The following is a 21,209-nucleotide window of genomic DNA, read 5'->3' as shown; positions in this document are numbered from 1 at the left end:
GGACAGCTTACGGTCGGCCGCACACCAGGTCAGACCGGCAGCAACCGCCCGATCAGAGCACTGAGCTGCCGTGCGTCGCGGCACTCGTACATCTCGACGAGCTCGGCATAGGTGCCGGCCGCCGAGTCGCCCGTCTGCCACTGGGCGTGGCGCTCCGGGTTGAGCCAGTACACGCGCCGGGCGCGGGACGCGATGGCGCGCAGGGCGGGGACGTTCGGGTCGCTCATGTTCGTGCGGGCGTCGCCGAGGACGAAGACCGTGGAGCGCGCGGTGACCGCTTCGATGTAGCGCTCGGCGAACTCGCCCAGGGCGGAGCCGTAGTCGCTGCTGCCGTGGTACCCGGTGACCGCCGCTCCCGAGACGATGCGCCCGTTCAGGCCCTCGGGGTCCGCCGTGCCCCGCGCGATGAGGTCGGTCACCTCGTCGACGCGGTTGACGAAGGCGAAGACCCGCACCTTGCTGAACTGGTCGTGCAGCGCCTGGACGAGCAGCATCGTGAAGTTGGCGAAGCCCGCGACCGAGCCGGACACATCGCACAGGAGGACCAGTTCGGGCCGTGCGGGGCGTCGCCGCCGCAGGACGGGGCGCATCGGGATGCCGCCCGTGGAGAGCGAGCCGCGCAGCGTCCTGCGCAGATCGATCCGGCCGCGTGCGGCGCGGCGGCGGCGCGCGGCGAGACGTGTCGCCAGCTTGCGGGCCAGCGGCTGGACCGTCCGGCGCAGATCGTCGAGCTGGGCGCGGCCCGCGATGAGGAAGTCGACCCGATCGGCGGTCGGGGCGATGGCGCGCCGGGCGATCTCGTCCGCGCCGCGCCGCTCGGCGACCCGGCGGCGCGCTTCGGCGCGTACCGCGTCGCGGAAGCTCTCGATGCGGCGGCGGATCTCGTCGGCGGTGAGGCGGTCGGTGAACTCGTCCTCGCCGGTTCCCTGGCGGATACCGGCCAGGACACGGGCAAGCAGGGTCTCCGGGCGGAGCCGGGAGAGTGTCTGGTGCGACGACCACCCGTCCGAACCGCTTGAGCCGCTTGAACCGCCCGACTCGCCTGCCCCGCCCGCCCCTGCGGACCCCGGACGCGTTCCGTATCCGCCCATGCCGTCGACCGCCTCGGCCGCCAACTGGGCGATCAGCGCCCGGTCGTTGGCGGCGAGCGCGGCGGCCAGGCGATCGCGCAGGTCGTCCCTGCCGAACTCCCGTCCCGAGCCGGAGATGCCGTCCGGCGCGTCCGGCGCGCCTACCGCCCGGGGAAAGTACAGATCGAAGACGGGATCGAACACCGGGCGCTGCCCCTGGCTGTGCAGCAGAGCGGCGGCGAGCCCCTCCCGTACCCGCTCCCGGTCGGCCAGACCGAGCGCCTCCAGGGCGAGGCCGGCGTCCACCGTCTCGCCCGTGCCGATCCGGATGCCGTGCGAGCGCAGCGCCTGCACGAGCGCGGTGAGACGCTCCGGGAGCCCAGCACCGGTCGCCGTCGCGCTCACACGGCGTCCAGGTCCAGCTTGGCCGACGCCTTCAGTACGTCGTCCTGATGCTTGAGGACGACGCCGAGACTGCTCCGTACGACAGCTTCGTCCAGGGAGTCGGCGCCCAGGGCGAGCAGCGTACGGGCCCAGTCGATGGTCTCGGCGACCGAGGGCACCTTGCGCAGGTCCATCGCGCGCAGCGCGCCGACCACGCGGACGACGGACCGGGCGAGCGCCTCGTCGAGTCCGGGCACCTTCAGACGCACGATGCGGCGCTCCAACTCCTCTTCGGGGAAACCGATGTGGAGGAAGAGGCAGCGGCGGCGCAGCGCCTCGGAGAGCTCGCGGCTCGCGTTCGAGGTGAGGACGGTGAAGGGGCGGCGCGTCGCGGTGATGGTGCCCAGTTCCGGGACCGTGACCTGGAAGTCGCTCAGGACTTCGAGGAGCAGGCCCTCGACCTCGACGTCCGCCTTGTCGGTCTCGTCGATCAGGAGCACCTTCGGCTCGTCGCCTCGGATGGCGGTGAGCAGCGGACGCGGGAGCAGGAACTCCTCGCTGAAGATGTCCGTGCGCGTCTCGTCCCACGACTCGTCGCGGCCCGCGGTGATGCGCAGGAGCTGCTTGGCGTGGTTCCACTCGTAGAGCGCGCGGGACTCGTCCACGCCCTCGTAGCACTGGAGCCGGACCAGGCGCGCGTCCGCGACTTCGGCGACGGCCTTGGCGAGTTCGGTCTTGCCGACTCCCGCCGGGCCCTCCACGAGGAGCGGTTTGCCCAGGCGGTCGGCCAGGAAGACGGTGGTGGCGACGGCCGTCGAGGCCAGATAGCCCGTCCCGGCGAGCCGCGTGGCGACATCGTCCACTGATGAGAAGAGCAACGGGGCCTCCGGCTTGGCGGGGTGCGGCGTGCGCGCGTGGGGCATATCGGCTTCCGCCACTTGATCAGCCCCGCGGGCCGCTCCACAACGGTGTCGCCGCGTTTGCGTCGAACGTCACGTGGGCACGCGTCGGTACCCGCTCACCCGCCGCGGTCTGCTGAGTCCAGTTCCGAGACCCACCGAGCTCGTGGTCCCTTCTCGTATCCTTGCGGCATGAGGCGGACCTCCTTTGCCGACTGGCCCTGCTCCATCGCCCGCACCATGGACCTGCTGGGCGACTGGTGGACCCCGCTCGTGCTGCGCGAGGCGTTCTACGGGATCAAGCGCTTCGATGTCTTCCAGCAGGAGCTGGGCATCGCGCGCAACACCCTGACCGACCGGCTGCGCCGCCTCGTCGACGAGGGCCTCATGGAGAAGCGCGCCTACCAGAGCGAGCCGGTCCGCTACGACTACGTGCTCACCGAGAAGGGCCGCGACTTCTTCGGCGTGCTCGCCGTGATGAACAGCTGGGGCAACCGCTGGCTGAGCGGCGACGACGGGGCGCCGGTCGTCTTCGAGCACGAACGCTGTGGGCACGAGGGCGCGGCCGAGGTGGTCTGCGGTCACTGCAAGGAGCCGATGTCGGCCGCGGACACGCATCCGCGCATCGGCCCCGGCTACCCGGCGCGCCTCGCCGAACGGCCGGACATCCGGGACCGCTTCAGCCGCTGAACCCACTGCCCGCCTAGCGCGGGTTCACCCTTGACGACTGAGTCTATCTACGCAACTCTCATGGTCAGCGACCATACAAAGCGACCATGCAAGCGGCTGGAGAGAGGCGACCCACGATGGAGTGGACAGGCGCGCGCTACGCGGACAGGCCGACGGTCGAGGTGCGCACACGGATCGACGCGTCACCGGGGCGCGTGTGGGAGCTCGTCTGCGACATCGGCCTGATGCCCGCCCTGAGCACGGAACTCAAGTCGGTCGAGTGGCTGGACGGGGCGGCCCGGCCCGCGCTCGGCTCCCGGTTCGTCGGCCACAGCGAGCACGCGTCGTTCGGAGCGTGGCGGACCACGTCGTACGTCGTCGAGTGCGAGGCCCCGCGCGTGTTCGCCTGGGCGGTCGAGGATCCCGAACAGCCCAGCGCCGTCTGGCGGTTCAGCCTCACCTCGGCGGACGACGGAGGCACCGAGCTGAGCCAGTGGATGCGGATAGGGCCTGGCCGCTCGGGTCTCTCGTACGCGATCGACCGGATGCCGGAGAAGGAGCAGAAGATCGTGTACGTGCGGATGCGGGAGTTCGAGCGGAACATGACCGCGACGCTGGACGCGATCAAGAAGCTGGCCGAGGGCGCGGGCCACGGGGAGGTGGGCGCCTGATGCGCACGTCGACGACCATCGAGGCGTCCGGCGCGAACTGGCGGGAGACCGTCGACTTCGTCACCGAGGCCGAGAAGCTGGGGATGGACATCTGCTGGGTGGCCGAGGCCTGGGGCTCCGAAGCGCCGTCCCCGCTCGGCTACTTGGCCGCGCGCACGGAACGCATGCTGCTCGGCTCCGGCATCATCCAGCTCGCGACCCGGACCCCGGCGGCCATCGCCCGCGCGGCGATCACCCTCTCGAACATCTCCGACGGCCGCTTCATCCTCGGGCTCGGCCCGTCGGGACCGCAGGTGATCGAGGGCCTGCACGGAGTGCCGTTCGCTCGGCCGCTCACCCGGATGCGGGAGACCGTGGAGATCGTCCGCCGGGCGGCCACCGGGGAGAAGATCTCCTACGAGGGACGGGAGTTCACGCTCCCGTTGCCCGGCGGCGAGGCGAAACCCATGCGCCTTTCCATGCGCGCCGAGCACGAACTCCCCGTCTACCTGGCCACCCTCTCGCCCAAGATGCTGCGCCTGACCGGCGAGGTCGCCGACGGCTGGCTGGGTACGAGCTTCGTCCCCGAGGGCGCGAAGGAGGCCTACTTCGACCATCTCGACGCGGGTCTCGCCGCCTCCGGCCGCACCCGCGGCGACCTGAACATCTGCCAGGGCGCCGAAGTGGCCTTCGCCGAGGACGAGGACGCGCTGCGCACGATGGTCGCGGCCCGCAAGAAGGAGCTCGCCTTCAGCCTGGGGGGCATGGGCTCCGCCACCACCAACTACTACAACAACGCCTACAGCAGGCAGGGCTGGGCCGATATCGCAGCGGAGGTCCACACCCGCTGGCAGTCGGGCGACCGCGACGGCGCCGCGTCCCTGATCACCGACGACATGGTCCTCGCCACCACCCTCATCGGCACCGAGGACATGGTCCGCGAGCGGCTGAGGGTGTGGCGTGAGGCGGGCGTGGACACGGTCCGCTTCTACCCGGCGGGCGAGAGCCTGGAGGCGCGGCTCACGACTCTGGGACGGGCGATCGGCCTTGTGCGCGATGTGGAGGGGCAGGTCAGCGCTCCGGCCTCTCGGGCGTCAGGCGCCACAGTGACGTGACCTCGGCGGCGCGGGCCGCGTGCAGGGGGTCCGTCGGGTCGGAGGCCCGGAGGTGGTCGGGCCGCGTGCCGATGCGGTCCGCGACCCGCAGGCCCGCCGCCGTGATGGCCGCGCGGAGTTCACCGGGAGCACGCAGACCCAGGTGCTCGGCGAGGTCCGACATGATCAGCCAGCCTTCGCCGCCGGGCAGCAGATGGTCGGCCAGGCCCGTCAGGAAGGCGTGGAGCATGGTGCCCTTGGGGTCGTACACACCCTGCTCAAGCGCCGAGTTGGGCTTCGCGGGGAGCCAGGGGGGATTGCATACGACAAGGGCCGCTCGGCCCGGTGGGAAGAGTGCGCCGCCGCCTGCGATCTCCACCTGCCGGGTCAGGCCGAGTCGGCTCATGTTGGCGAGCGCGCAGGCCACCGCGCGGGGGTTGTTGTCGGTGGCCACGACGCGGCTCACACCCCGGTGGGCCAGGACCGCGGCGAGGACGCCGGTGCCGGTGCCCAGGTCGAAGGCGGGGCCGCCGTGCGACGCGGGGTGGGGCAGGGGTGCCCGCGCCACCAGGTCGACGTACTCGCCCCTGGTCGGTGAGAAGACCCCGTAGTGCGGATGGATCCGGGCGCCGATCGCGGAGACGTCCAGGCCCTTCGTGCGCCACTGGTGAGCGCCGAGCACGCCGAGCAGCTCCCGCAGTGACACCACCGAGGGCGTCGGACGTGGCGGGCCGTACGCCTCCTCGCAGGCGGCCCGGACATCCGGCGCCCTGCGCAGGGCGAGCGCGTGGTCCGCGCCCAGCGGCACGAGGAGTCTGCCGAGCACGCGGGCCCGGTGGCCACTGGCGCGGCGCTGGAGGTGGAAGGCCGCGTTCGCGGACGAGGTCTCCGATGGAACCGGGGGCGCCTTGCGGTCGATCCGGCGGCCTAGCGCCCCCAGCAGCTGGCGCGCCTGGTGGTAGTCGCCCTGCCACAGCAGGGCGGTGCCTTCGCAGGTCAGGCGGTGGGCGGTGGACGCGTTCACGCGGTCGTCGGCGGGGACGACCTGGCGGGGTGCCGGCATTCCGGTCTCGGAGTGCCAGCGGGCGGTGTGTTCGGCGTCGCCGTCGATCCAGTGGATCCAGCGGGTCTCGGACACAAGTACTCCTCAGGGAGTGAACGTGCGGGGGCACGGTCAGCGCTTCGACGAGGAGCGGGGGTGGTCCGGCTCAGGGCCAGGCCTGTCAGATGACGGGCCGGTCAGACCACAGGGCTATCAGATCACAGGCCGGTCAGGTCAGGTGATGCGGCTCCCGCGTCGAAGCGCGGGAGAGGTCGCCGAGCACCAGGCCGGGCACCGTGCCGAGTGTCATGACGGACTCCTTGAGGAGGCGGGCGTCGAACAGACGCGCCGCGCGGAACAGTGAATCTCTCATGGGGAAACGCAGCCGGGCAATCGATTTCTCCGCCCTTGAAGCAGTCACTCGAATCGGGCCGGCCAGCGCACCCGATGATCGTCAACCACCAGTCCAGAAAGGCCTGTTGGCTCCGGGAGCCCCTCGATCTAACCTGATAGCCGCCTGAGGGGGAGACGAATGAGTGAAAGCGTCGAGCACACCCGGGACAGCGAACGGCGGGCTCCGGCCGGCAAGGGAGAGCGGCTCGCCGACTGGGCGGACGGCCGCCTGGGCATCCACACCCTGGCCAAGAGCCAGATGCGCAAGATCTTTCCGGATCACTGGTCCTTCATGTTCGGCGAGATCTGCCTCTACAGCTTTCTGATCCTGATCCTCACCGGGGTCTATCTGACGTTGTTCTTCGAGCCGAGCGGCTCCGAAGTCATCTACGACGGCGTCTACACGCCGCTCAAGGGCATCCAGATGACCCGGGCGTACGAGTCGACGGTCGACATCAGCATGGAGGTGCGCGGCGGTCTGCTGATCCGGCAGATCCACCACTGGGCCGCGCTCGTCTTCGTCGCCGCGATGCTCGTGCACATGATGCGGGTGTTCTTCACCGGCGCGTTCCGCAAGCCGCGTGAGCTCAACTGGGTCTTCGGCTGGACACTGCTGTTCCTCGGCCTCATCACCGGGCTCACCGGGTACTCGCTCCCCGACGACCTGCTCTCGGGCACCGGCATCCGCTTCGCGCAGGGCGCGATCCTGGCCATCCCGGTGGTGGGGACGTACATCTCCCTCTTCCTCTTCGGCGGAGAGTTCCCCGGCGACGCCATCATTCCGCGGCTCTTCAGCGTGCATGTGCTGCTGTTGCCGGGGATCATGCTGGGGCTCGTCGTCGCCCATCTGATCCTGGTCTTCTACCACAAGCACACGCAGTTCGCCGGGCCCGGGAAGACCGAGAAGAACGTGGTGGGCGCGCCCTTCATGCCCATCTACATAGCCAAGGCGGGCGGCTTCTTCTTCCTCGTCTTCGGCGTCCTTGCGACCATGGGCGCGGTCGCCACCATCAACCCCGTGTGGCTGATGGGACCCTTCCGCCCCGATCTGGTCTCCACCGGCGCCCAACCCGACTGGTATCTGGGCTTCTCGGAGGGGCTCATCCGGGTGATGCCCAGCTGGGAGATCAACGCCTGGGGGCACACGTTCCAACTCGGCGTCTTCATCCCGTTCTCACTCTTCCCGCTGATCATGGCGGCGATCGGGGTCTATCCGTTCATCGAGGCCTGGGTCACCGGCGACAAACGCGAGCACCACATCGCGGACCGGCCGCGCAACGCGCCCGTGCGCACCGGCCTCGGCGTGGCGTGGCTGACGCTGTTCGGCGTGCTGATGGTCGGCGGCGGCAACGACCTGTGGGCCACGCACTTCCATCTCTCCATCAACGCGATCACGTGGTTCGTGCGGATCGCCTTCTTCGTCGCACCGGTGCTCGCCTTCTTCGTCGCGCACCGATGGTGCATGGGGCTGCAGCACCGCGACCGCGAGAAGGCGCTGCACGGCAGGGAGAGCGGCACGGTCAAGCGGCTGCCGCACGGTGAGTACGTGGAAGTCCATGTGCCGCTCTCGCAGGGCGAGCTGTACACCCTGACCGCGCACGAGCAGCCCAAGCCGTACGAGATCGGTCCGCTGGTCGACACGCACGGCGTGGCGCGCAAGGTCACCCGGGGAGAGAAGCTGCGGGCACGCCTCGGCCGTGCCATGTACGGCCCTTCGGCGCAGGTGCCCAAGGCGACTCCCGTGGAGTATCTGGAGATCCAGCAGAGCGGCGGGGACGGGCACCACTGAGCGCGATCCGCTACCACCCGCTGATCACCGGTGAACCCTGCGGCGGCGACTACGCCTCCCGCCTCGTCGGTCAGGTCCCTGCCGGGGCCCGTACCCCGTCCCCGCAGACCGAAGGAAGCTGATCACGCCACGCGGCTCAAGCGCTGCGGTTAGCCTCACGGAGTGACACAAGCACGCGAGAAGACACCGAAGTTGTACGCCATCAGTGATCTGCACGTCGCATACGACGACAACCGCACGTTCCTCGAGTCCCTGCGCCCGGAGACCGACGAGGACTGGCTGATCGTCGCGGGGGACACCGCCGAGCGCATGGCCGACATCGAATGGGCGATGCGCACCCTCACCGAACGCTTCGCCAAGGTGGTGTGGACGCCGGGCAACCACGAACTGTGGACGCCCCGCGACGATCCCAACCAGCTGCGCGGCGAGGCCCGCTACCGCCATCTCGTCGACCTGTGCCGCTCCTTGGGCGCCGCGACCCCCGAGGACCCCTACCCGGTGTGGCGCGGCGAGGGCGGCCCGGTCACCGTGGCGCCGCTGTTCCTGCTGTACGACTACACGTTCCGCCCCGCGGGCACGTACGCCAAGCGGGACGCGCTGGAGGCGGCTCACGAGGCGGGTGTCGTCTGCACCGACGAGATACTCCTGCACCCCGACCCCTACCTCGGCCGCGACGACTGGTGCCGCGCCCGCGTCGCCTTGACCGAGGAGATGCTCGCCCGGCGGACGCCCGGCATCCCCACGGTCCTGATCAACCACTGGCCGCTGGTGCGCGACCCCACCCGGATCCTGCACTACCCGGAGTTCGCCCTGTGGTGCGGCACCGAGCTGACCGCCGACTGGCACGTGAAGTACGACGCGGCAGCCGTTGTCTACGGCCATCTGCACATCCCCCGCACCACCTGGCACGACGGAGTCCGCTTCCAGGAGGTCTCGGTCGGCTACCCGCGCGAGTGGCGCCGCGACCGGCACCCCGACCCGCGGCTCCGCCAGATCCTGCCGGAGCCGCGGGACGCCGGATAGTCCGGCACCGGTCTCGCCGCCGGCCCCGGGCGGACTCCCTCAGCCCCGCCCGGGACCGGCGGCGAGATTGAACTCCCTGAGCCAGTCGGGACGTACGGCCGCCATACCCAGACCCGACGGGGCCGGCAGCGGGCCGTGCGACAGGTCCTCCTCGCGGTAGCGGCGGCAGTCGCGGTGCCAGGTGTAGATGCCCGCCATCCAGTTCTCCAGCTCGCGCACATAGCCGTCGAGGATGTCCCGCGTCTCCCGCGGCAGATCGAAGTCGTCGAACAGAACCGGCAGTTCGTGTGCCACGACGTGCTGGAACTGGCTCAGCCGCGACCTCATCAGGTCGTCGATGATGCCGAGCGCCGTCGGATAGTCGCAGCCGAAGAAGTTCTGGACGACGAGGATGCCGTTGTGGACCTCGCCCTCGTACTCGATCTCCTTCTGGTACGAGAAGACGTCGTTCATCAGGGCCGAGTAGTCGCCGGCCGCGTTCTCCAGGCTCCGCATGGGGCCCGTGCGGTAGATCTCCTGCGGGACCCGCGGGCCGTTGCCCAGGCGGCACAGGCTCATCGTCAGCGGGGCGCCGAAGGTGAGTCGGCGCATCTCGATGTAGTCGACGGGGTCGGGGATACGGTTCTGCGCCTGGTTGTCCAGCTCCCAGAGCCAGGCGGCCGTCATGACCTCGATGTCGGTGCGCAGCGTGCGACGCGCCTCCTGGTCCATCGGCCCCGCCGTGCGCTCCCACAGATCGGCGAGGCCCCGCTCCAACGCGCTCGTCGGCACCGGCATGTCGGCGAGGTCCAGCGGCATGAAGAGCGAGAGCCGGTCGTTGCAGAGCTTCGCCCCCGCGAGGTCGCGAGTCCGGCCGAAGACCACGGGGAAGTAGTCGTCCCCGTACGTCCCCCAGGTCAGCCAGGCCGAGCTCAGTTCGAGGGCTTCGAGGTCCGCGTCAGGGTGGATGCCCGCGGAGCAGAGCGGGAAGTCGTAGCCGTACAGCTTGCGCGTGTTCCAGATGTCCGAACCGGGCACTCCGGCCTGAGGTTCGAGCATGCCCATCCGGTCGGCCCACTCCACGGTGCGGGGGCGGCACACCGCCAGGTGGGGCGAGAGACTCGTCTCGAACGGCAGGTTGAAGTCGGGCAGCCGGGAAGGACCCACCCGCTGGAAGGGGACGTGGGTGTAGCCGCGCAGCCGCTCGGCGCCCGTGGCGGCGATCAGCGCCTTGATCCCGGCGGCCGACGTGCCGGGTCCGGTGGGTCCCGCGAGCGGCGAAGGGGCGGCGCCGCCCTTGTTCATGTAGCGGCTGGACACCATGTGCCACTCGTGCCCGCCGGACTGCCAGTCCTGGAGGCCCTTGGTGTACGCGAGGACGTCCGCGCACTCCTTCGGGGGCAGCCCGGCCTCGGCGAAGAGCGGGGCCAGTTCGGTCAGGGCCGTGTTCTCGAACTGCTGCATCCGCGAGGTCAGGAGGTCGTTCACGGCGTCCGCCGCCTCCTGCGTGGTGCAGTGGAGGAACTTCTCCAGGACGAGCACGCCGTTGGAGAGTTCACCCTCCTCCTCGATCTCCCGCTGGTACGAGAAGAGGTCGTTGCGCAGGTGGACGGCGTCGGAGAACGACTCCTTGAGGACGCGCAGCGGCCTGGAACCGGCCACGGCCGCAGGGACCTGCGCACCCGTCGCGTACTCGACGAGCCCCGCCGACCAGGGCGCGCCGCCCACCTTGCGGCGCATCTCGATGTACTCGACGGGGTTGGCGACCCGGCCCTCGTTGATGTTCGAGAGCTCCCACAGGGATTCGTTGAGCAGGTTCTCCGTGCTCTCGGCGAACCGTGCCCGCCAGTCCCTCGACATGTGCGGCACCGTCCGCGCCCACAGGTCGGCCAGACCCGCCTCGACCGGATTCGTCGGCTCCGGCACGGGCGCCGACAGATCCATCGGCATGAAGGCGGGCAGCCGGTCGAGATAGGCCTTGCCGCCCGCACGGTCCTGGGTCCGCTTGAACAGTTCGAGGAAGTGGTCGTCGAAGAAGAACACCCACACGTACCAGTCGGTGATCAGGGACAGCGCGGGGCCGTCACAGTCGGGGTGGGTGTACGCGCACAGCAGCGCGTAGTCGTGGGCGTCCAGGTCGCGCTGCTCCCAGACGCCCGACCCCTCCAGCATCCCCATGCCGCGCGCCCACTGCCTGGAGTGCTCCCTCGCCTCTTCCACATGGGGGTTGAGGCTCGCGGGATGCGCCATGTAGAAGCTGGGCAGTTCGAAGGGCTGCGGCATGCGGCGTTCTCCTCGCGCGATGGCTTTACGGGCAGCGGAGCACTACCCACGCGGGAGAGACCGATGCGATCATCGCGTCAGCGTCACACCATCGCGTGACGTCAGCGCACAGGTGCGCCGGGGCCGAGCGGGATGCCGAGCGCCCACCAGGCGAGGAACAGCAGCGTCCAGGCCGCGGTCATCGCGACGGCGAGCGGCAGCGTGTACGAGGCCAGGGTGCCGAGCCCCGCCGACTTGCGGTACCGCTGAAGGAAGCCGAGCGCCATCACGAAGTAGGGGCTCATGGGCGTGATGGCCGTCGAACCGGAGTCGGCGATGCGGAAGAGCGCCTGCGTGGTCTCGGCGGGGACGTCCACGAGCATCAGCATCGGTACGAGTACGGGCGCGGCCAGGGCCCACATCGCGGACCCGCTGGTGACCATGACGTTCACGACGGTCAGGAGCAGCAGGACGAGCAGGAAGACGAACACGATCGGCAGCTGGCTGTGTTCGAGCGCCTCGGCAGCCTTGACGGCCAGGACGTCGCCGATGTGCGTCCAGTCGAAGTAGGCGAGGAACTGGGCGATCGCGAAGAACAGGACGAGCACCGGAGCCATCTGCTTGACGCCTTCGACCATCAGCTTCGGTACGTCACCGGGCTTGCTGATCGACCCGGAGCGGGCCCCGTAGACGATGCCGACGAGCGCGAAGAGGAAGGCGACGACCGCCGCGATGCCGTCCAGGAGCGGTGACTCGACGATGCTTCCGCCGTCGCCGCGCAGGGGAGAGGCGGCCGGTACGACGGCGGCGGTGAGGGCCGCGACGGCCACCAGGAAGGTGACGCCCGCCCGGCGCAGGGCGGAGCGCTCGCGGTCGCTGAGGCTGAGCGTGCCGAGGTCGTCGAGGTCGGCGTCCGGGTCCGCGTCGAGGTCGGGGCGCCTGCTCAGGACGAAGCGGGTCACGAGAGTGATCACGGCGGCGAGCAGGAGGGAGGAGGCGATGTTGAAGAACCAGTTGCTGAGCGGCGAGACGTACGCGTCGTCGCCGCCCGCGATCTTCGCTGCCGCCGTGGTGATCCCGGCGAAGATGGCGTCGTTCGGCGTCGGTACCGGGCTCGCGTCGTAACCCGAGGCGATGGAGGTGTAGGCGACGACGATGCCAAGGACGGGGGAGCGGCCCACGGCGCGGAAGGCGAGCCCGCCGAGCGGTACGAGGATGACGTAGGCGGCGGCCGACGCGACATGGGCCACCGTGCCCGCGAAGGCGACGGCGAAGACCACCCAGGACGCGGGCACGCGGGAGACGCCGACCCTCATCAACGCGGCCAGGAATCCGCTGCGTTCGGCGACCGCGACGCCCATGATGACCACGACGATGGTCGCCATCGGCGGGAACGCGGCGAAGTTCTCGATCATCGTCGACACGGCCATCGCGAGCCCGTCACCGCTGAGCAGGCTCTGTACGGCGACGTGCTTGCCGTCGCCGGGCGCGATGACGGAGACGTCGAACCCGGCGAGGACCGCGCTGATCACGGCGAGGATGCCGGAGAGGATCCAGAACAGCCAGAAGGGGTGCGGCAGTGCGTTGCCCGCACGCTCGACGACGGCCATCGCGCGGACGATGCGGGGCAGCGGCGGATCGGTGGAGGGCGGTGGGGGTGGCGCGTCCGGCAGGGCAGGGGGCGGGGAGGACATGGCGGCTCCGCGGGGATGGGCGTTGATGGGTGGCGGGGAGGAGAGAGAGGGGACGGGCGGCGCGGGTCAGCGCAGGTGGTGGCGGCGCAGGAAGCTCCACAGGACCTCGTGGGCCTCGATGCTCTGCGTGGTGTAGCCGCCGCCGCTGTAGCTGTCGGCGCCGGGCCAGGTGTGACCGCCGTCCGTGACGGCCACATGCCGGACGTCGGCGCCGCTCGCGCAGCCGGTCCAGCGGGACTCGGTGATGTCGGGGGCGGTGACCCGGTCCGGGGTGCGGGTGCGGCAGCCGTTCCGGTCGGCCCAGGTGGTGAGCCAGTCGTGGAGCGCGGGGAGGCCGCGGTCGGGGTCTCCGCCGTAGGGGATGGTGGCGTCCCCCGTGCCGTGGAAATCGATGACCGGGACCGGGCGCGCGGGACGGCAGTTCTCGCCCGTACCGGGATAGAAGGCGCCGGCGACGGGGGCGATCGCGGCGATGCGGTCGGACATCCGGCAGGCGAGGAGCGCGGTGAACCCGGCTCCGTTGGACTTCCCGGTGGCGTACACGCGCCGGTCGTCCACGCAGAGGCGGGCCTGGAGGGAGTCGAGCAGATCACCGGTGAACGCCACGTCGTCCACGCCGGGCGCGGCGTACGGAGCGCCCTGCCACGCCTGCCGCTGCCCGTCTCCGGTGCCGACGACACCTTCCGGGTACGCGACGATCGCGGGCAGCGACGACAGCTTGCTGAACTCCTCCGTGCCGCCACCGGTGTTGCCCCGCCCGTGGAAGGCCAGGACGACGGGCCAGTCGCGGTCGCCGGTGTACTCCTCGGGCAGGTGGAGCTGGTAGGTCCGGGTCAGGCCTCCGCTGGTCAGGGTGTGCGGGGCGGTGGTGCCCGGAGGCTGCGGGGAGTCCTGGCGGCAGCCAAAGGAACCTGGGGCGCCGTCGTGGGCGTACGAGGGTGAGGACAGGCCCACCCCCGCGAACAGGGTGAGACCGGCGATGACAGAGGCGGCCGTGCGGGGCAGTGCGCGTTTCAAGGCAGGCTCCTTCCGCCGACGGCGCGGGGCGCGGCCGGCTGATGGGGGAGGGCGGGAGGGACGTACTGGGGGAGGCGCTGGGAGAGATGGGTGACGGGGTGTCAGCCGGTGGCGTCCAGCCACTCCTTGGCGAACGTGACGATGCGGTGGACGGCGGCGTCGACGATCGCGCGGCCGTCCTCGGGTGTGGCGCGGCGCGGATCGCCGAGTACGCCGTTGGGGCTGAGCCGGTCGTAGGGCAGAGTCAGGGCGGGGTGGCCGCCGCGGCGTGCGACTCGGGAGAGCGGATCGAGGTCGTCCTGGGTGACGGACCCCGGGGTGAGGCGGTCGCGGTGGACCAACTCCGGTGCGAGGTAAAGCATTTGAGCGGTCTCCGCCTCCCCGCTGTGCCCATGGACCTCGCTGGGCCGCATGGCCGCGACGGCGTCCGGGGCCAGTGAGGTCAGCGGCGTCCAGGCGAACCGCAGGTCGGGATGGGTGACGAGCAGGTCCTGCGCGACGGTGGTGAGCGTGGCGTTGTTGCCGCCGTGCCCGGTGATCACGAGCACGTTCCGCCAGCCGTGCCGGTGCAGGCTGTCGACGTAGTCACGGACGAGCGCGGCCAGCGTCCCCGTCGACAGGCTCACCGTGCCCGCGAAGGCCAGGTGGTGCGGCGAGACCCCGATGCCGAGCGTGGGCCCCACCACGGCACGTCCGGCCAGCTGCGAGGCGACCAGGTCGGCGACATGATCGGCCCGGATGGTGTCGGTGGCGAGCGGCATCCCGGGCCCGTGCTGCTCGACGGCGCCCGCGGGGATGATGACGAGGGGGCTTGCGCGGACCGCCTCCGCGGCTTCGAGCGTGGTCATCTCGCCAAGGCGATGAGGGTGTCGGGGGAGCTGGGGGCTTGGAGATCCCGTGTCGCCGGAGGCCTGCGGACGCGGCGCACCGGCGTGGATGGGGGTGTCGTTCATCGGGAGCCCTCCCCGGGGAAGTCCGCCGCCAGTACAGCGTCGCGGATCGCCGTCAGATGTTCGCGGGTGAGGCGCTCCGCGGCCGTCGCGTCGCCGGACCTCACCGCCTCATAGATCTCCACGTGCTCGGCGTGGTCGCGCTCGCGGTCGTTGTAGCGGTGCCGGATCTCCACCTGCTCGCGTGCCCTCACGTACAGCAGGGCTTCGACGGCTTCCCGGAGCAGCGTGTTGCCGCTGGCCGCCGCGAGCGCCACGTGGAAGTGCACGGACTGTCGCAGGGACTCCTCGGGCGGGAGCAGGGCGTTGCCCGCGGCGGAAGCCAACTGCTGGACCCCGTCCTTGGCCCGGGAGCGCGCGGCGGCCGCCGCGATCGCCGGTTCCAGGACGAGGCGGGCGCCGACCAGTTCGAGGACCGAGGCGCGGTCGCTGCGCGGCTGATGCGGGTTGGCGAGGAGTCTGCGGTCCACGCCAGGACCCACGTACGTCCCTGAACCGTGCCGGAACTCCACGACCCCGGTCGCCTCCAGCCTGCGCAGCGCCTCGCGCACGGTCGGCGTGGTGACCTCGAAGCGGCGGGCCAGCTCGCGGGACGAGGCCAGCGCGTCGCCAGGGGTGAGGTGCTCGGTGCGGATGATCTCGACTATGTCGTCCGCCAGGCGCTCGGACAGGGAGGGTTGACTGCCGTAACTCATGAAGTGAATAAATCACTTGGTCTCTCGACCGGTCAATGGTCGCGACGGGATCAGTTCACACGGGCGTCTCCACGCCCTCTTGTACATGACATCTTTCTCGATCTAGCCTGCTCGCGATCAAGCGCTTCTGCCCGGACAACGTTGTCAAACGGACGCGCGTACGTGGACACGCACCTCGACACGCGTGCCGACGTGCGTGTCGAGGGGAACTGCCTGTGATTCAGCCGTGGTTCACGGACGCCAAGCTCGGGATCTTTCTCCACTGGGGCATCTACAGCGTCGACGGAGTCGCCGAGTCCTGGTCCTTCTTCGACGGCCGGGTGCCCTACGACCGCTACATGGCGCAGCTCGACGGCTTCACCGCGTCGGCGTACGACCCCGAGGCCTGGGCCGACCTCTTCGTCCGCGCGGGCGCGCGCTACGCCGTCCTGACCGCCAAGCACCATGACGGGGTCGCCCTCTGGGACACGGCGGCGAACGACCTGTCCGTCGTCAAGCGCACCCCCGCCGGCCGAGACCTCATCACCCCGTACGTCGCCGCCCTGCGCGCCCGGGACATCAAAGTCGGCCTGTACTACTCGCACCTGGACTGGTCGCACCCCGACTACGCCACCGTGCGCCCCGAAGGACAGGACCCCGCCGAGCGCGGCAACCCCTACTCGATGCCCGCCGTCGGCGAGGAATCAGAGGAGAGATGGGCGGACTTCCTCGCCTTCCACCGTCTACAGGTGCGGGAACTCATCGAGCGCTTCGAGCCGGACCTGCTGTGGTTCGACGGGGAGTGGGAGCGCGGCGCGGAGCAGTGGCGGATGGCGGAACTCGCCGAGGAGATCCGCGCGCTCCGTCCGCACACCGTCGTCAACGGCCGCCTCACCGGGTACGGCGACTACGCCACCCCCGAACAGGGAGTACCGATCGAACCCCCCGCACAGCCCTGGGAGTTGTGCCTCACCGTCAACGACTCCTGGGGTCACCAGCCACAGGACACCCACCACAAGTCACCGCGCCAGCTCGTCCGCATCTTCGCCGAGTCCATCGGAGGCGGCGGCAATCTGCTCCTCGACGTCGGCCCGAAGGAGGACGGCACGCTGCTCCCCGCACAGATCGAGCGCCTCGAAGCGCTGGGGGAGTGGACGTCTCGGCACGCCGACGCGGTCTACGGAACGGGACGCGGCCTTCCGCACGGCCACTTCTACGGCCCCTCGACGCTCTCCGCCGACCGCCGCACCCTGTATCTGTTCCTCTTCGACCGGCCCAACGAGTACGTGGTGCTGCGGGGCGTGCGCAACGCGGTGACGTCCGCCCGCGTGCTCGGCACGGACACCGCCGTCCGCCGCGAGCGGGTCGGCGGCCTCGGTGACGTACCCGGCTGGGAGTACGTCCATCTCGCCGACGACCAGCTCGATCCGCTCTGCACGGTCATCGCCCTGGAACTCGACGGCGATCTCGACCTGTACGGCGCGCACACACGGGACTGACGCCCCTTCCCCTCCTGCCCCCCCCCGCACCCCCATCCCGAAGTTCGGAGGCCCCATGCCCCGCACCACACGCGCCCTCAGGCCCGGTACGGCGCTCCTCGCGCTGGCCGTCCTCGCCATCCCCCTGGCGCCGTCGGCGGCCGCCGCGCCTCCGTCGGCGCGAAAGGACGCAGCGGCTCGCCGACTTCCCGTCGTATCGCCGACCCCGCAGCACATGGCCCGTGCGGGCGACGACGTACCGCTCGCCCGGCGGGCCGAACTCGTCGTCGGGGGCGACACGGACGAGGCTGCCCGGCGTCGTGTCACCGAGACGCTGCGCGCCCACGGGGTGCGCGACATCGACGTACGCGCGAAGGCGTCGGGCCGTGCCCCGCTGACCGTTCTGCTCGGCCCGGCGGCCCGGCCCGACATCGCGAAGGCGCTCGGCGGGACGAAGGTGCCCGAGCGGGCGGAGGGGTACGCGCTACGGGCGAAGCACCGCACCGTCGCGCTCGGCGGCAAGGACGCGACCGGGCAGTTCTACGCGGCGCAGACCCTCGGGCAGCTCGTCTCGCACGGCCGCATAGCGGGGGCGGCGGTCTCCGACTTCCCGTCCATGCCGCTGCGCGGCAGCATCGAAGGGTTCTACGGTCCGCCCTGGACCGAGGCCGAACGCCTCGACCAGCTGGACTTCCTGGGCGACACCAAGGCCAACACGTACGTCTACGCGCCCAAGGACGATCCCTACCACCGCGAGAAGTGGCGTGACCCCTACCCGGCGGAGAAGCTCACCGAGCTCGGCAAGCTGATCGAGCGCGCGGGCGCCAACCATGTGCGCTTCACGTTCGCGCTCTCGCCGGGCGGCTCCATCTGTTACTCGGACCCGGCGGACGTCAAGGCGCTGACGGCGAAGCTCCAGGCGATGTACGACCTGGGGGTGCGGTCCTTCTCGGTCCCGCTCGACGACATCAGCTACACCAAGTGGAACTGCGAGGGCGACAAGGCGAAGTTCGGCGAGCCCGGCCGCGGCCCCGCGGCGAAGGCGCAGGTGGGCCTGCTCAACGCCATCCAGCGGGACTTCATCGCGAAGCACGAGGGGGCCAACCCGCTGCAGATGGTGCCCACGGAGTACGGGGACCTCACCGACACCGCGTACAAGCAGACGATGCGGGCCGAACTCGACGGCGCCGTGGAGGTGATGTGGACGGGCACGGACGTGGTCCCGCCGGAGATCACCAACTCCCAGGCGGAGAAGGCGGCCGAGCTCTTCGGGCGGAAGGTGTTCGTCTGGGACAACTACCCCGTCAACGACTTCGCGCGTACGGCGGGTCGGCTGCTTCTCGCGCCCTACGACAAGCGTGAGCCGGGTCTGTCAGGGCACCTGAGCGGGATCGTGTCCAACCCGATGAACCAGGAAGGGGCCAGCAAGCTCGCCGTCTTCACCATGAACGACTTCTCCTGGAACGACCGGGGCTACGAGCGGGCGCGGTCTGGCCGGCAGGCGGCGCTGTATCTCGCCGGGGGCGATCAGCGGGTCGCCGACGCGGTGCGGACGTTCGTGGACCTCAACCACGCGGCGCCGACCTTCGGTGAGTCGAACTGGCAGCCGCAGTCGCCCGTGCTCGGGCCGGAGCTGGACGCCTTCTGGAAGCGGTACGGGAGTGATCCCTCGGGGGCGGTGAGGGCACTGCGGCCCACCGCCCGGGAAATCGAGAAGGTCCCGGCGGTGCTGCGTGCCGGGGTGCCGGACCCGCAGTTCCTCCACGACGCGAAGCAGTGGCTCGACGCCACGGAGCTGTGGGGTTCCGCGCTGGGGCACGGGCTCGCGGCGCTGTCCGCCGCCCAGGAGGGGGACGACGCGGAGGCGACGCGGGAGCGCGCGGCGATGGAGTCCCTCGCGGGACGGGCGCGCGCGATCTCCGTCGACCCGGCGGAGCACCATCAGCTGGGACCGGTGAAGATCGCCGACCCGTACCTGGACGAGTTCGTGAAGGGGGTCCAGGACAGGACCTAGCCGCTCGGCTCCGGACGGAACCTTCTCCCGCCCGCCCGCCCACCCACCCGTTTGCCCCGCGTTACAGGGGGGGGAGCGGGTGGGTGGGTTCGTGCTGTCCCTGCTGTCCGGCCGTCCTCGTTGTCCGTCCGTCCCCGTTGTGAGCAGGTGTTGCAGTGACTGATACGTCAGTCAGGATCGCAATACCCGGTCCCAACAGCGTAAAGGTCGCTCCGGAGATTGCGATCAGCGCAACGTCCGGGTAGCGTGACCGCCCATGCAGCAAGACCCCGAGGTCGCGGACCGAGTCCGTCAAGTCATCGCCGATGCCGGTGCCACTCAGCGTGAATTCGCGCGCCGCATCGTGATGGACCCCTCCAAGCTCTCCCGCTCCCTGGGCGGCACCCGTCGCTTCACCGCGGCGGAGCTCGCCCGCATCGCGGACACCGGCGGCGTGGACGCGGGCTGGCTCCTGGGCGCTCAGGCCCAGCTCCAGGGCCAGGCTCAGCTCCAGGGCCAGGCCCAGAACGTGACACCCCCGGCCCGCCGGGAGCGCACGGCCGCCGCCCCGGACGGCGGTCGCCCTCTGCAGATCGTCCGCGAGACCGTGCGGCTCGTGGCCGAGCGCGGCTTCCACGCCGTACGCGTCGCGGACATCGCGGAAGCCTGTGCCACCAGTACCGCCGCCATCCATTACCACTTCCCCGGCCGCGACGACCTCCTGGAGGCCGCCGTCCGCTGGTGCATGGACGAGGACACCGCCCGCCGCGCGGCCCGTATCGCCGACGCGGACGACGCGGCCGACGAACTGCGCCAGCTGATCGAGCTCCAGACCCCCCGCACCCCGCAGCAGCGCTGGCAGTGGAGCGTCTGGCTCGACCTGTGGGCGGAGGCCGCCCGCTCCACCGCGGTCGGGCGGCTGCACGCCGACTACTACCGGCAGTGGCGCGCGACCGTCGCCGACGTCGTACGGCGCGGTGTCGATCAGGGCGTGTTCCGCCTCGTCGATCCGCAGTCCGCCGCGCTCCGGCTCACCGCGCTGATCGACGGCCTCGCCACCCAGGTCCTCGCCTCCACTCCCGGCACGGACGGCACCACCCCCGACGACATGCACGAGGCACTGCTCGTGTACGTCGACGCGACGCTCGCCGCGCCGCGCGGCGACGCGTAGGCACTTTTAGAAGAACCCCAACACCCCACCCCTGAGGGAGAGTTCACCATGCCCGTGAATCAAGACGTCATCATCACCGCCGCCCTCACCGGCGCGGGCGACACCGTGCGCAAGAGTCCCCACGTCCCCGTCACCCCCGAGCAGATAGCCACCTCCGCGGTGGAGGCCGCCGAGGCCGGTGCCGCCGTCGTGCACATCCACGTGCGCGACCCCGAGACCGGCGACCCCTCGCGTGACCCCCGTCTGTACCGCGAGGTCGTCGAGCGCATCAAGGAGACCGGCACCGACGTCGTCATCAACCTCACCGCGGGCATGGGCGGCGACCTCGTCATCGACCCGGCCGAGCCGCTGAAGGAGCTCGGCGAGCTGCCCGGTACCGACCTCGTCGGCGGCCTGGACCGCCTTCCGCACGTCGAGGACCTGCTCCCCGACATCTGCACCCTGGACTGCGGCTCCCTCAACTTCGGGGACAACCTCTACATCTCCACGCCCGACATGCTCCGTCAGGGCGCCAAGCGCATCCAGGAGCTCGGCGTACGGCCCGAGTTGGAGATATTCGACACCGGCCAGCTCTGGTTCGCCAAGCAGCTGCTCGCTGAAGGGCTGCTGGACAACCCCACCGTCTTCCAGCTCTGCATGGGCATCCCGTGGGGCGCCCCCGCCGACCCCGGCGTCCTGCAGTCCATGGTCAACATGCTTCCCGAAGGCGCCCAGTGGGCCAGCTTCGCCCTCGGCCGCATGCAGATGCCGTGGGTCGCGCAGTCCATCCTGCTCGGCGGTCAGGTCCGCGTCGGCCTGGAGGACAACCTCTACCTCGGCAAGGGCAACAAGGTCTCCAACGCCCAACTGGTCGAGCGCGCCGTGCAGATCACCGAGAACCTCGGCTCGCGCGTCGCCACGCCGGACGAGGCCCGCCAGAAGCTCGGCCTCAAGCCCCGCGTCTGAACTTCCCCCCACGACGAGTAGGACCCCCCCTCC

18 protein-coding genes are annotated in these 21,209 nt (G+C 70.6%); 9 read left to right on the top strand and 9 right to left on the bottom strand.

The genetic code is table 11. The features are described from left to right. Positions 1–29: 29 nt before the first annotated feature. On the bottom strand, positions 30–1,475 hold the full coding sequence (locus ACFVXC_RS02325; protein WP_389900655.1) for a VWA domain-containing protein: 1,446 nt from the start codon (positions 1,473–1,475) through the stop codon (positions 30–32). Continuing rightward, complete coding sequence (locus tag ACFVXC_RS02320; RefSeq protein ID WP_389900654.1) at positions 1,472–2,377, bottom strand: AAA family ATPase; 906 nt, start codon at positions 2,375–2,377, stop codon at positions 1,472–1,474. Before ACFVXC_RS02320 ends, ACFVXC_RS02325 begins: the two co-directional genes overlap by 4 nt. A 168-nt stretch (positions 2,378–2,545) precedes the next feature. Between ACFVXC_RS02320 and ACFVXC_RS02315 the strand changes: the two genes are divergently transcribed. From ACFVXC_RS02315 to ACFVXC_RS02305, 3 genes are all read left to right on the top strand, one after another. Further along, positions 2,546–3,043 carry a winged helix-turn-helix transcriptional regulator gene (locus ACFVXC_RS02315; RefSeq protein ID WP_389900652.1) on the top strand — a complete coding sequence of 166 codons (498 nt, stop codon included), beginning with the start codon at positions 2,546–2,548 and terminating at the stop codon, positions 3,041–3,043. A gap of 116 nt (positions 3,044–3,159) precedes the next feature. After that, positions 3,160–3,693, top strand: coding sequence for an SRPBCC family protein (locus ACFVXC_RS02310; protein ID WP_389900650.1), 534 nt, complete (start codon positions 3,160–3,162; stop codon positions 3,691–3,693). Then, positions 3,693–4,787 carry an LLM class flavin-dependent oxidoreductase gene (locus tag ACFVXC_RS02305; RefSeq protein WP_389900648.1) on the top strand — a complete coding sequence of 365 codons (1,095 nt, stop codon included), beginning with the start codon at positions 3,693–3,695 and terminating at the stop codon, positions 4,785–4,787. Before ACFVXC_RS02310 ends, ACFVXC_RS02305 begins: the two co-directional genes overlap by 1 nt. Here the strand turns inward: ACFVXC_RS02305 and ACFVXC_RS02300 are convergent. Together ACFVXC_RS02300 and ACFVXC_RS02295 are read right to left on the bottom strand one after the other, a co-directional pair. Continuing rightward, positions 4,744–5,904 carry a methyltransferase gene (locus ACFVXC_RS02300; protein ID WP_389900646.1) on the bottom strand — a complete coding sequence of 387 codons (1,161 nt, stop codon included), beginning with the start codon at positions 5,902–5,904 and terminating at the stop codon, positions 4,744–4,746. The two genes, ACFVXC_RS02305 and ACFVXC_RS02300, sit on opposite strands and share 44 nt — an antisense overlap. 133 nt (positions 5,905–6,037) lie before the next feature. Beyond that, positions 6,038–6,181 (bottom strand): hypothetical protein, encoded by a 144-nt coding sequence (locus tag ACFVXC_RS02295; RefSeq protein ID WP_389900644.1) that lies wholly within the window; start codon positions 6,179–6,181, stop codon positions 6,038–6,040. Positions 6,182–6,340: 159 nt separating this feature from the next. Here ACFVXC_RS02295 and ACFVXC_RS02290 point away from each other — a divergent pair, with 159 nt between their 5' ends. Both ACFVXC_RS02290 and ACFVXC_RS02285 read left to right on the top strand, forming a co-directional pair. Further along, entirely contained in the window at positions 6,341–7,990 is a 1,650-nt protein-coding gene (locus ACFVXC_RS02290) for a cytochrome bc complex cytochrome b subunit (RefSeq protein WP_389900642.1), read from the top strand. A gap of 162 nt (positions 7,991–8,152) precedes the next feature. Beyond that, positions 8,153–9,013 (top strand): metallophosphoesterase family protein, encoded by an 861-nt coding sequence (locus ACFVXC_RS02285; protein WP_389900640.1) that lies wholly within the window; start codon positions 8,153–8,155, stop codon positions 9,011–9,013. Between the two features lie 39 nt (positions 9,014–9,052). Here the strand turns inward: ACFVXC_RS02285 and ACFVXC_RS02280 are convergent, their stop codons facing one another. The 5 genes from ACFVXC_RS02280 to ACFVXC_RS02260 form a co-directional block, all read right to left on the bottom strand. Next, on the bottom strand, positions 9,053–11,275 hold the full coding sequence (locus ACFVXC_RS02280) for a germacradienol/geosmin synthase (protein ID WP_389900638.1): 2,223 nt from the start codon (positions 11,273–11,275) through the stop codon (positions 9,053–9,055). Between the two features lie 101 nt (positions 11,276–11,376). Beyond that, positions 11,377–12,948 carry an AbgT family transporter gene (locus tag ACFVXC_RS02275; protein ID WP_389900636.1) on the bottom strand — a complete coding sequence of 524 codons (1,572 nt, stop codon included), beginning with the start codon at positions 12,946–12,948 and terminating at the stop codon, positions 11,377–11,379. Positions 12,949–13,014: 66 nt separating this feature from the next. Then, positions 13,015–13,965, bottom strand: coding sequence for an alpha/beta hydrolase family esterase (locus ACFVXC_RS02270; protein WP_389900635.1), 951 nt, complete (start codon positions 13,963–13,965; stop codon positions 13,015–13,017). Positions 13,966–14,066: 101 nt separating this feature from the next. After that, the gene (locus ACFVXC_RS02265) at positions 14,067–14,813 is read right to left on the bottom strand and encodes a creatininase family protein (protein ID WP_389900633.1); all 747 of its coding nucleotides are present in this window, start codon (positions 14,811–14,813) and stop codon (positions 14,067–14,069) included. 101 nt (positions 14,814–14,914) lie between these two features. Beyond that, the gene (locus tag ACFVXC_RS02260; RefSeq protein ID WP_389900631.1) at positions 14,915–15,610 is read right to left on the bottom strand and encodes a FadR/GntR family transcriptional regulator; all 696 of its coding nucleotides are present in this window, start codon (positions 15,608–15,610) and stop codon (positions 14,915–14,917) included. A 218-nt stretch (positions 15,611–15,828) separates the two neighbouring features. Between ACFVXC_RS02260 and ACFVXC_RS02255 the strand changes: the two genes are divergently transcribed. The 4 genes from ACFVXC_RS02255 to ACFVXC_RS02240 all read left to right on the top strand — a co-directional run bounded on the left by ACFVXC_RS02255 (position 15,829) and on the right by ACFVXC_RS02240 (position 21,176). Beyond that, positions 15,829–17,088, top strand: coding sequence for an alpha-L-fucosidase (locus tag ACFVXC_RS02255; RefSeq protein ID WP_389901536.1), 1,260 nt, complete (start codon positions 15,829–15,831; stop codon positions 17,086–17,088). Positions 17,089–17,143: 55 nt separating this feature from the next. Next, positions 17,144–19,081, top strand: a complete 1,938-nt coding sequence (locus ACFVXC_RS02250; RefSeq protein ID WP_389900629.1) for a beta-N-acetylglucosaminidase domain-containing protein — start codon at positions 17,144–17,146, stop codon at positions 19,079–19,081. A gap of 256 nt (positions 19,082–19,337) precedes the next feature. Continuing rightward, complete coding sequence (locus ACFVXC_RS02245) at positions 19,338–20,231, top strand: TetR family transcriptional regulator C-terminal domain-containing protein (protein WP_389900627.1); 894 nt, start codon at positions 19,338–19,340, stop codon at positions 20,229–20,231. 48 nt (positions 20,232–20,279) lie between these two features. Further along, positions 20,280–21,176 (top strand): 3-keto-5-aminohexanoate cleavage protein, encoded by an 897-nt coding sequence (locus ACFVXC_RS02240; protein WP_389900625.1) that lies wholly within the window; start codon positions 20,280–20,282, stop codon positions 21,174–21,176. Positions 21,177–21,209: the final 33 nt, after the last annotated feature.

The sequence above is a fragment of the Streptomyces sp. NPDC058257 genome (genome assembly GCF_042881845.1).
GTDB lineage: Bacteria > Actinomycetota > Actinomycetes > Streptomycetales > Streptomycetaceae > Streptomyces.
Note: the sequence above shows the minus strand (reverse complement) of the source record. Positions and strands in the feature narration are given on the sequence as shown.

Coding starts and splice junctions, on each gene's coding strand:
- ACFVXC_RS02275 (WP_389900636.1), bottom strand. CDS start 12,948: ATGTCCTCCCCGCCCCCTGCCCTGCCGGACGCGCCACCCCCACCGCCC.
- ACFVXC_RS02260 (WP_389900631.1), bottom strand. CDS start 15,610: ATGAGTTACGGCAGTCAACCCTCCCTGTCCGAGCGCCTGGCGGACGAC.
- ACFVXC_RS02305 (WP_389900648.1), top strand. CDS start 3,693: ATGCGCACGTCGACGACCATCGAGGCGTCCGGCGCGAACTGGCGGGAG.
- ACFVXC_RS02310 (WP_389900650.1), top strand. CDS start 3,160: ATGGAGTGGACAGGCGCGCGCTACGCGGACAGGCCGACGGTCGAGGTG.
- ACFVXC_RS02265 (WP_389900633.1), bottom strand. CDS start 14,813: ATGACCACGCTCGAAGCCGCGGAGGCGGTCCGCGCAAGCCCCCTCGTC.
- ACFVXC_RS02290 (WP_389900642.1), top strand. CDS start 6,341: ATGAGTGAAAGCGTCGAGCACACCCGGGACAGCGAACGGCGGGCTCCG.
- ACFVXC_RS02240 (WP_389900625.1), top strand. CDS start 20,280: ATGCCCGTGAATCAAGACGTCATCATCACCGCCGCCCTCACCGGCGCG.
- ACFVXC_RS02245 (WP_389900627.1), top strand. CDS start 19,338: ATGCAGCAAGACCCCGAGGTCGCGGACCGAGTCCGTCAAGTCATCGCC.
- ACFVXC_RS02320 (WP_389900654.1), bottom strand. CDS start 2,377: ATGCCCCACGCGCGCACGCCGCACCCCGCCAAGCCGGAGGCCCCGTTG.
- ACFVXC_RS02295 (WP_389900644.1), bottom strand. CDS start 6,181: ATGAGAGATTCACTGTTCCGCGCGGCGCGTCTGTTCGACGCCCGCCTC.
- ACFVXC_RS02315 (WP_389900652.1), top strand. CDS start 2,546: ATGAGGCGGACCTCCTTTGCCGACTGGCCCTGCTCCATCGCCCGCACC.
- ACFVXC_RS02250 (WP_389900629.1), top strand. CDS start 17,144: ATGCCCCGCACCACACGCGCCCTCAGGCCCGGTACGGCGCTCCTCGCG.
- ACFVXC_RS02280 (WP_389900638.1), bottom strand. CDS start 11,275: ATGCCGCAGCCCTTCGAACTGCCCAGCTTCTACATGGCGCATCCCGCG.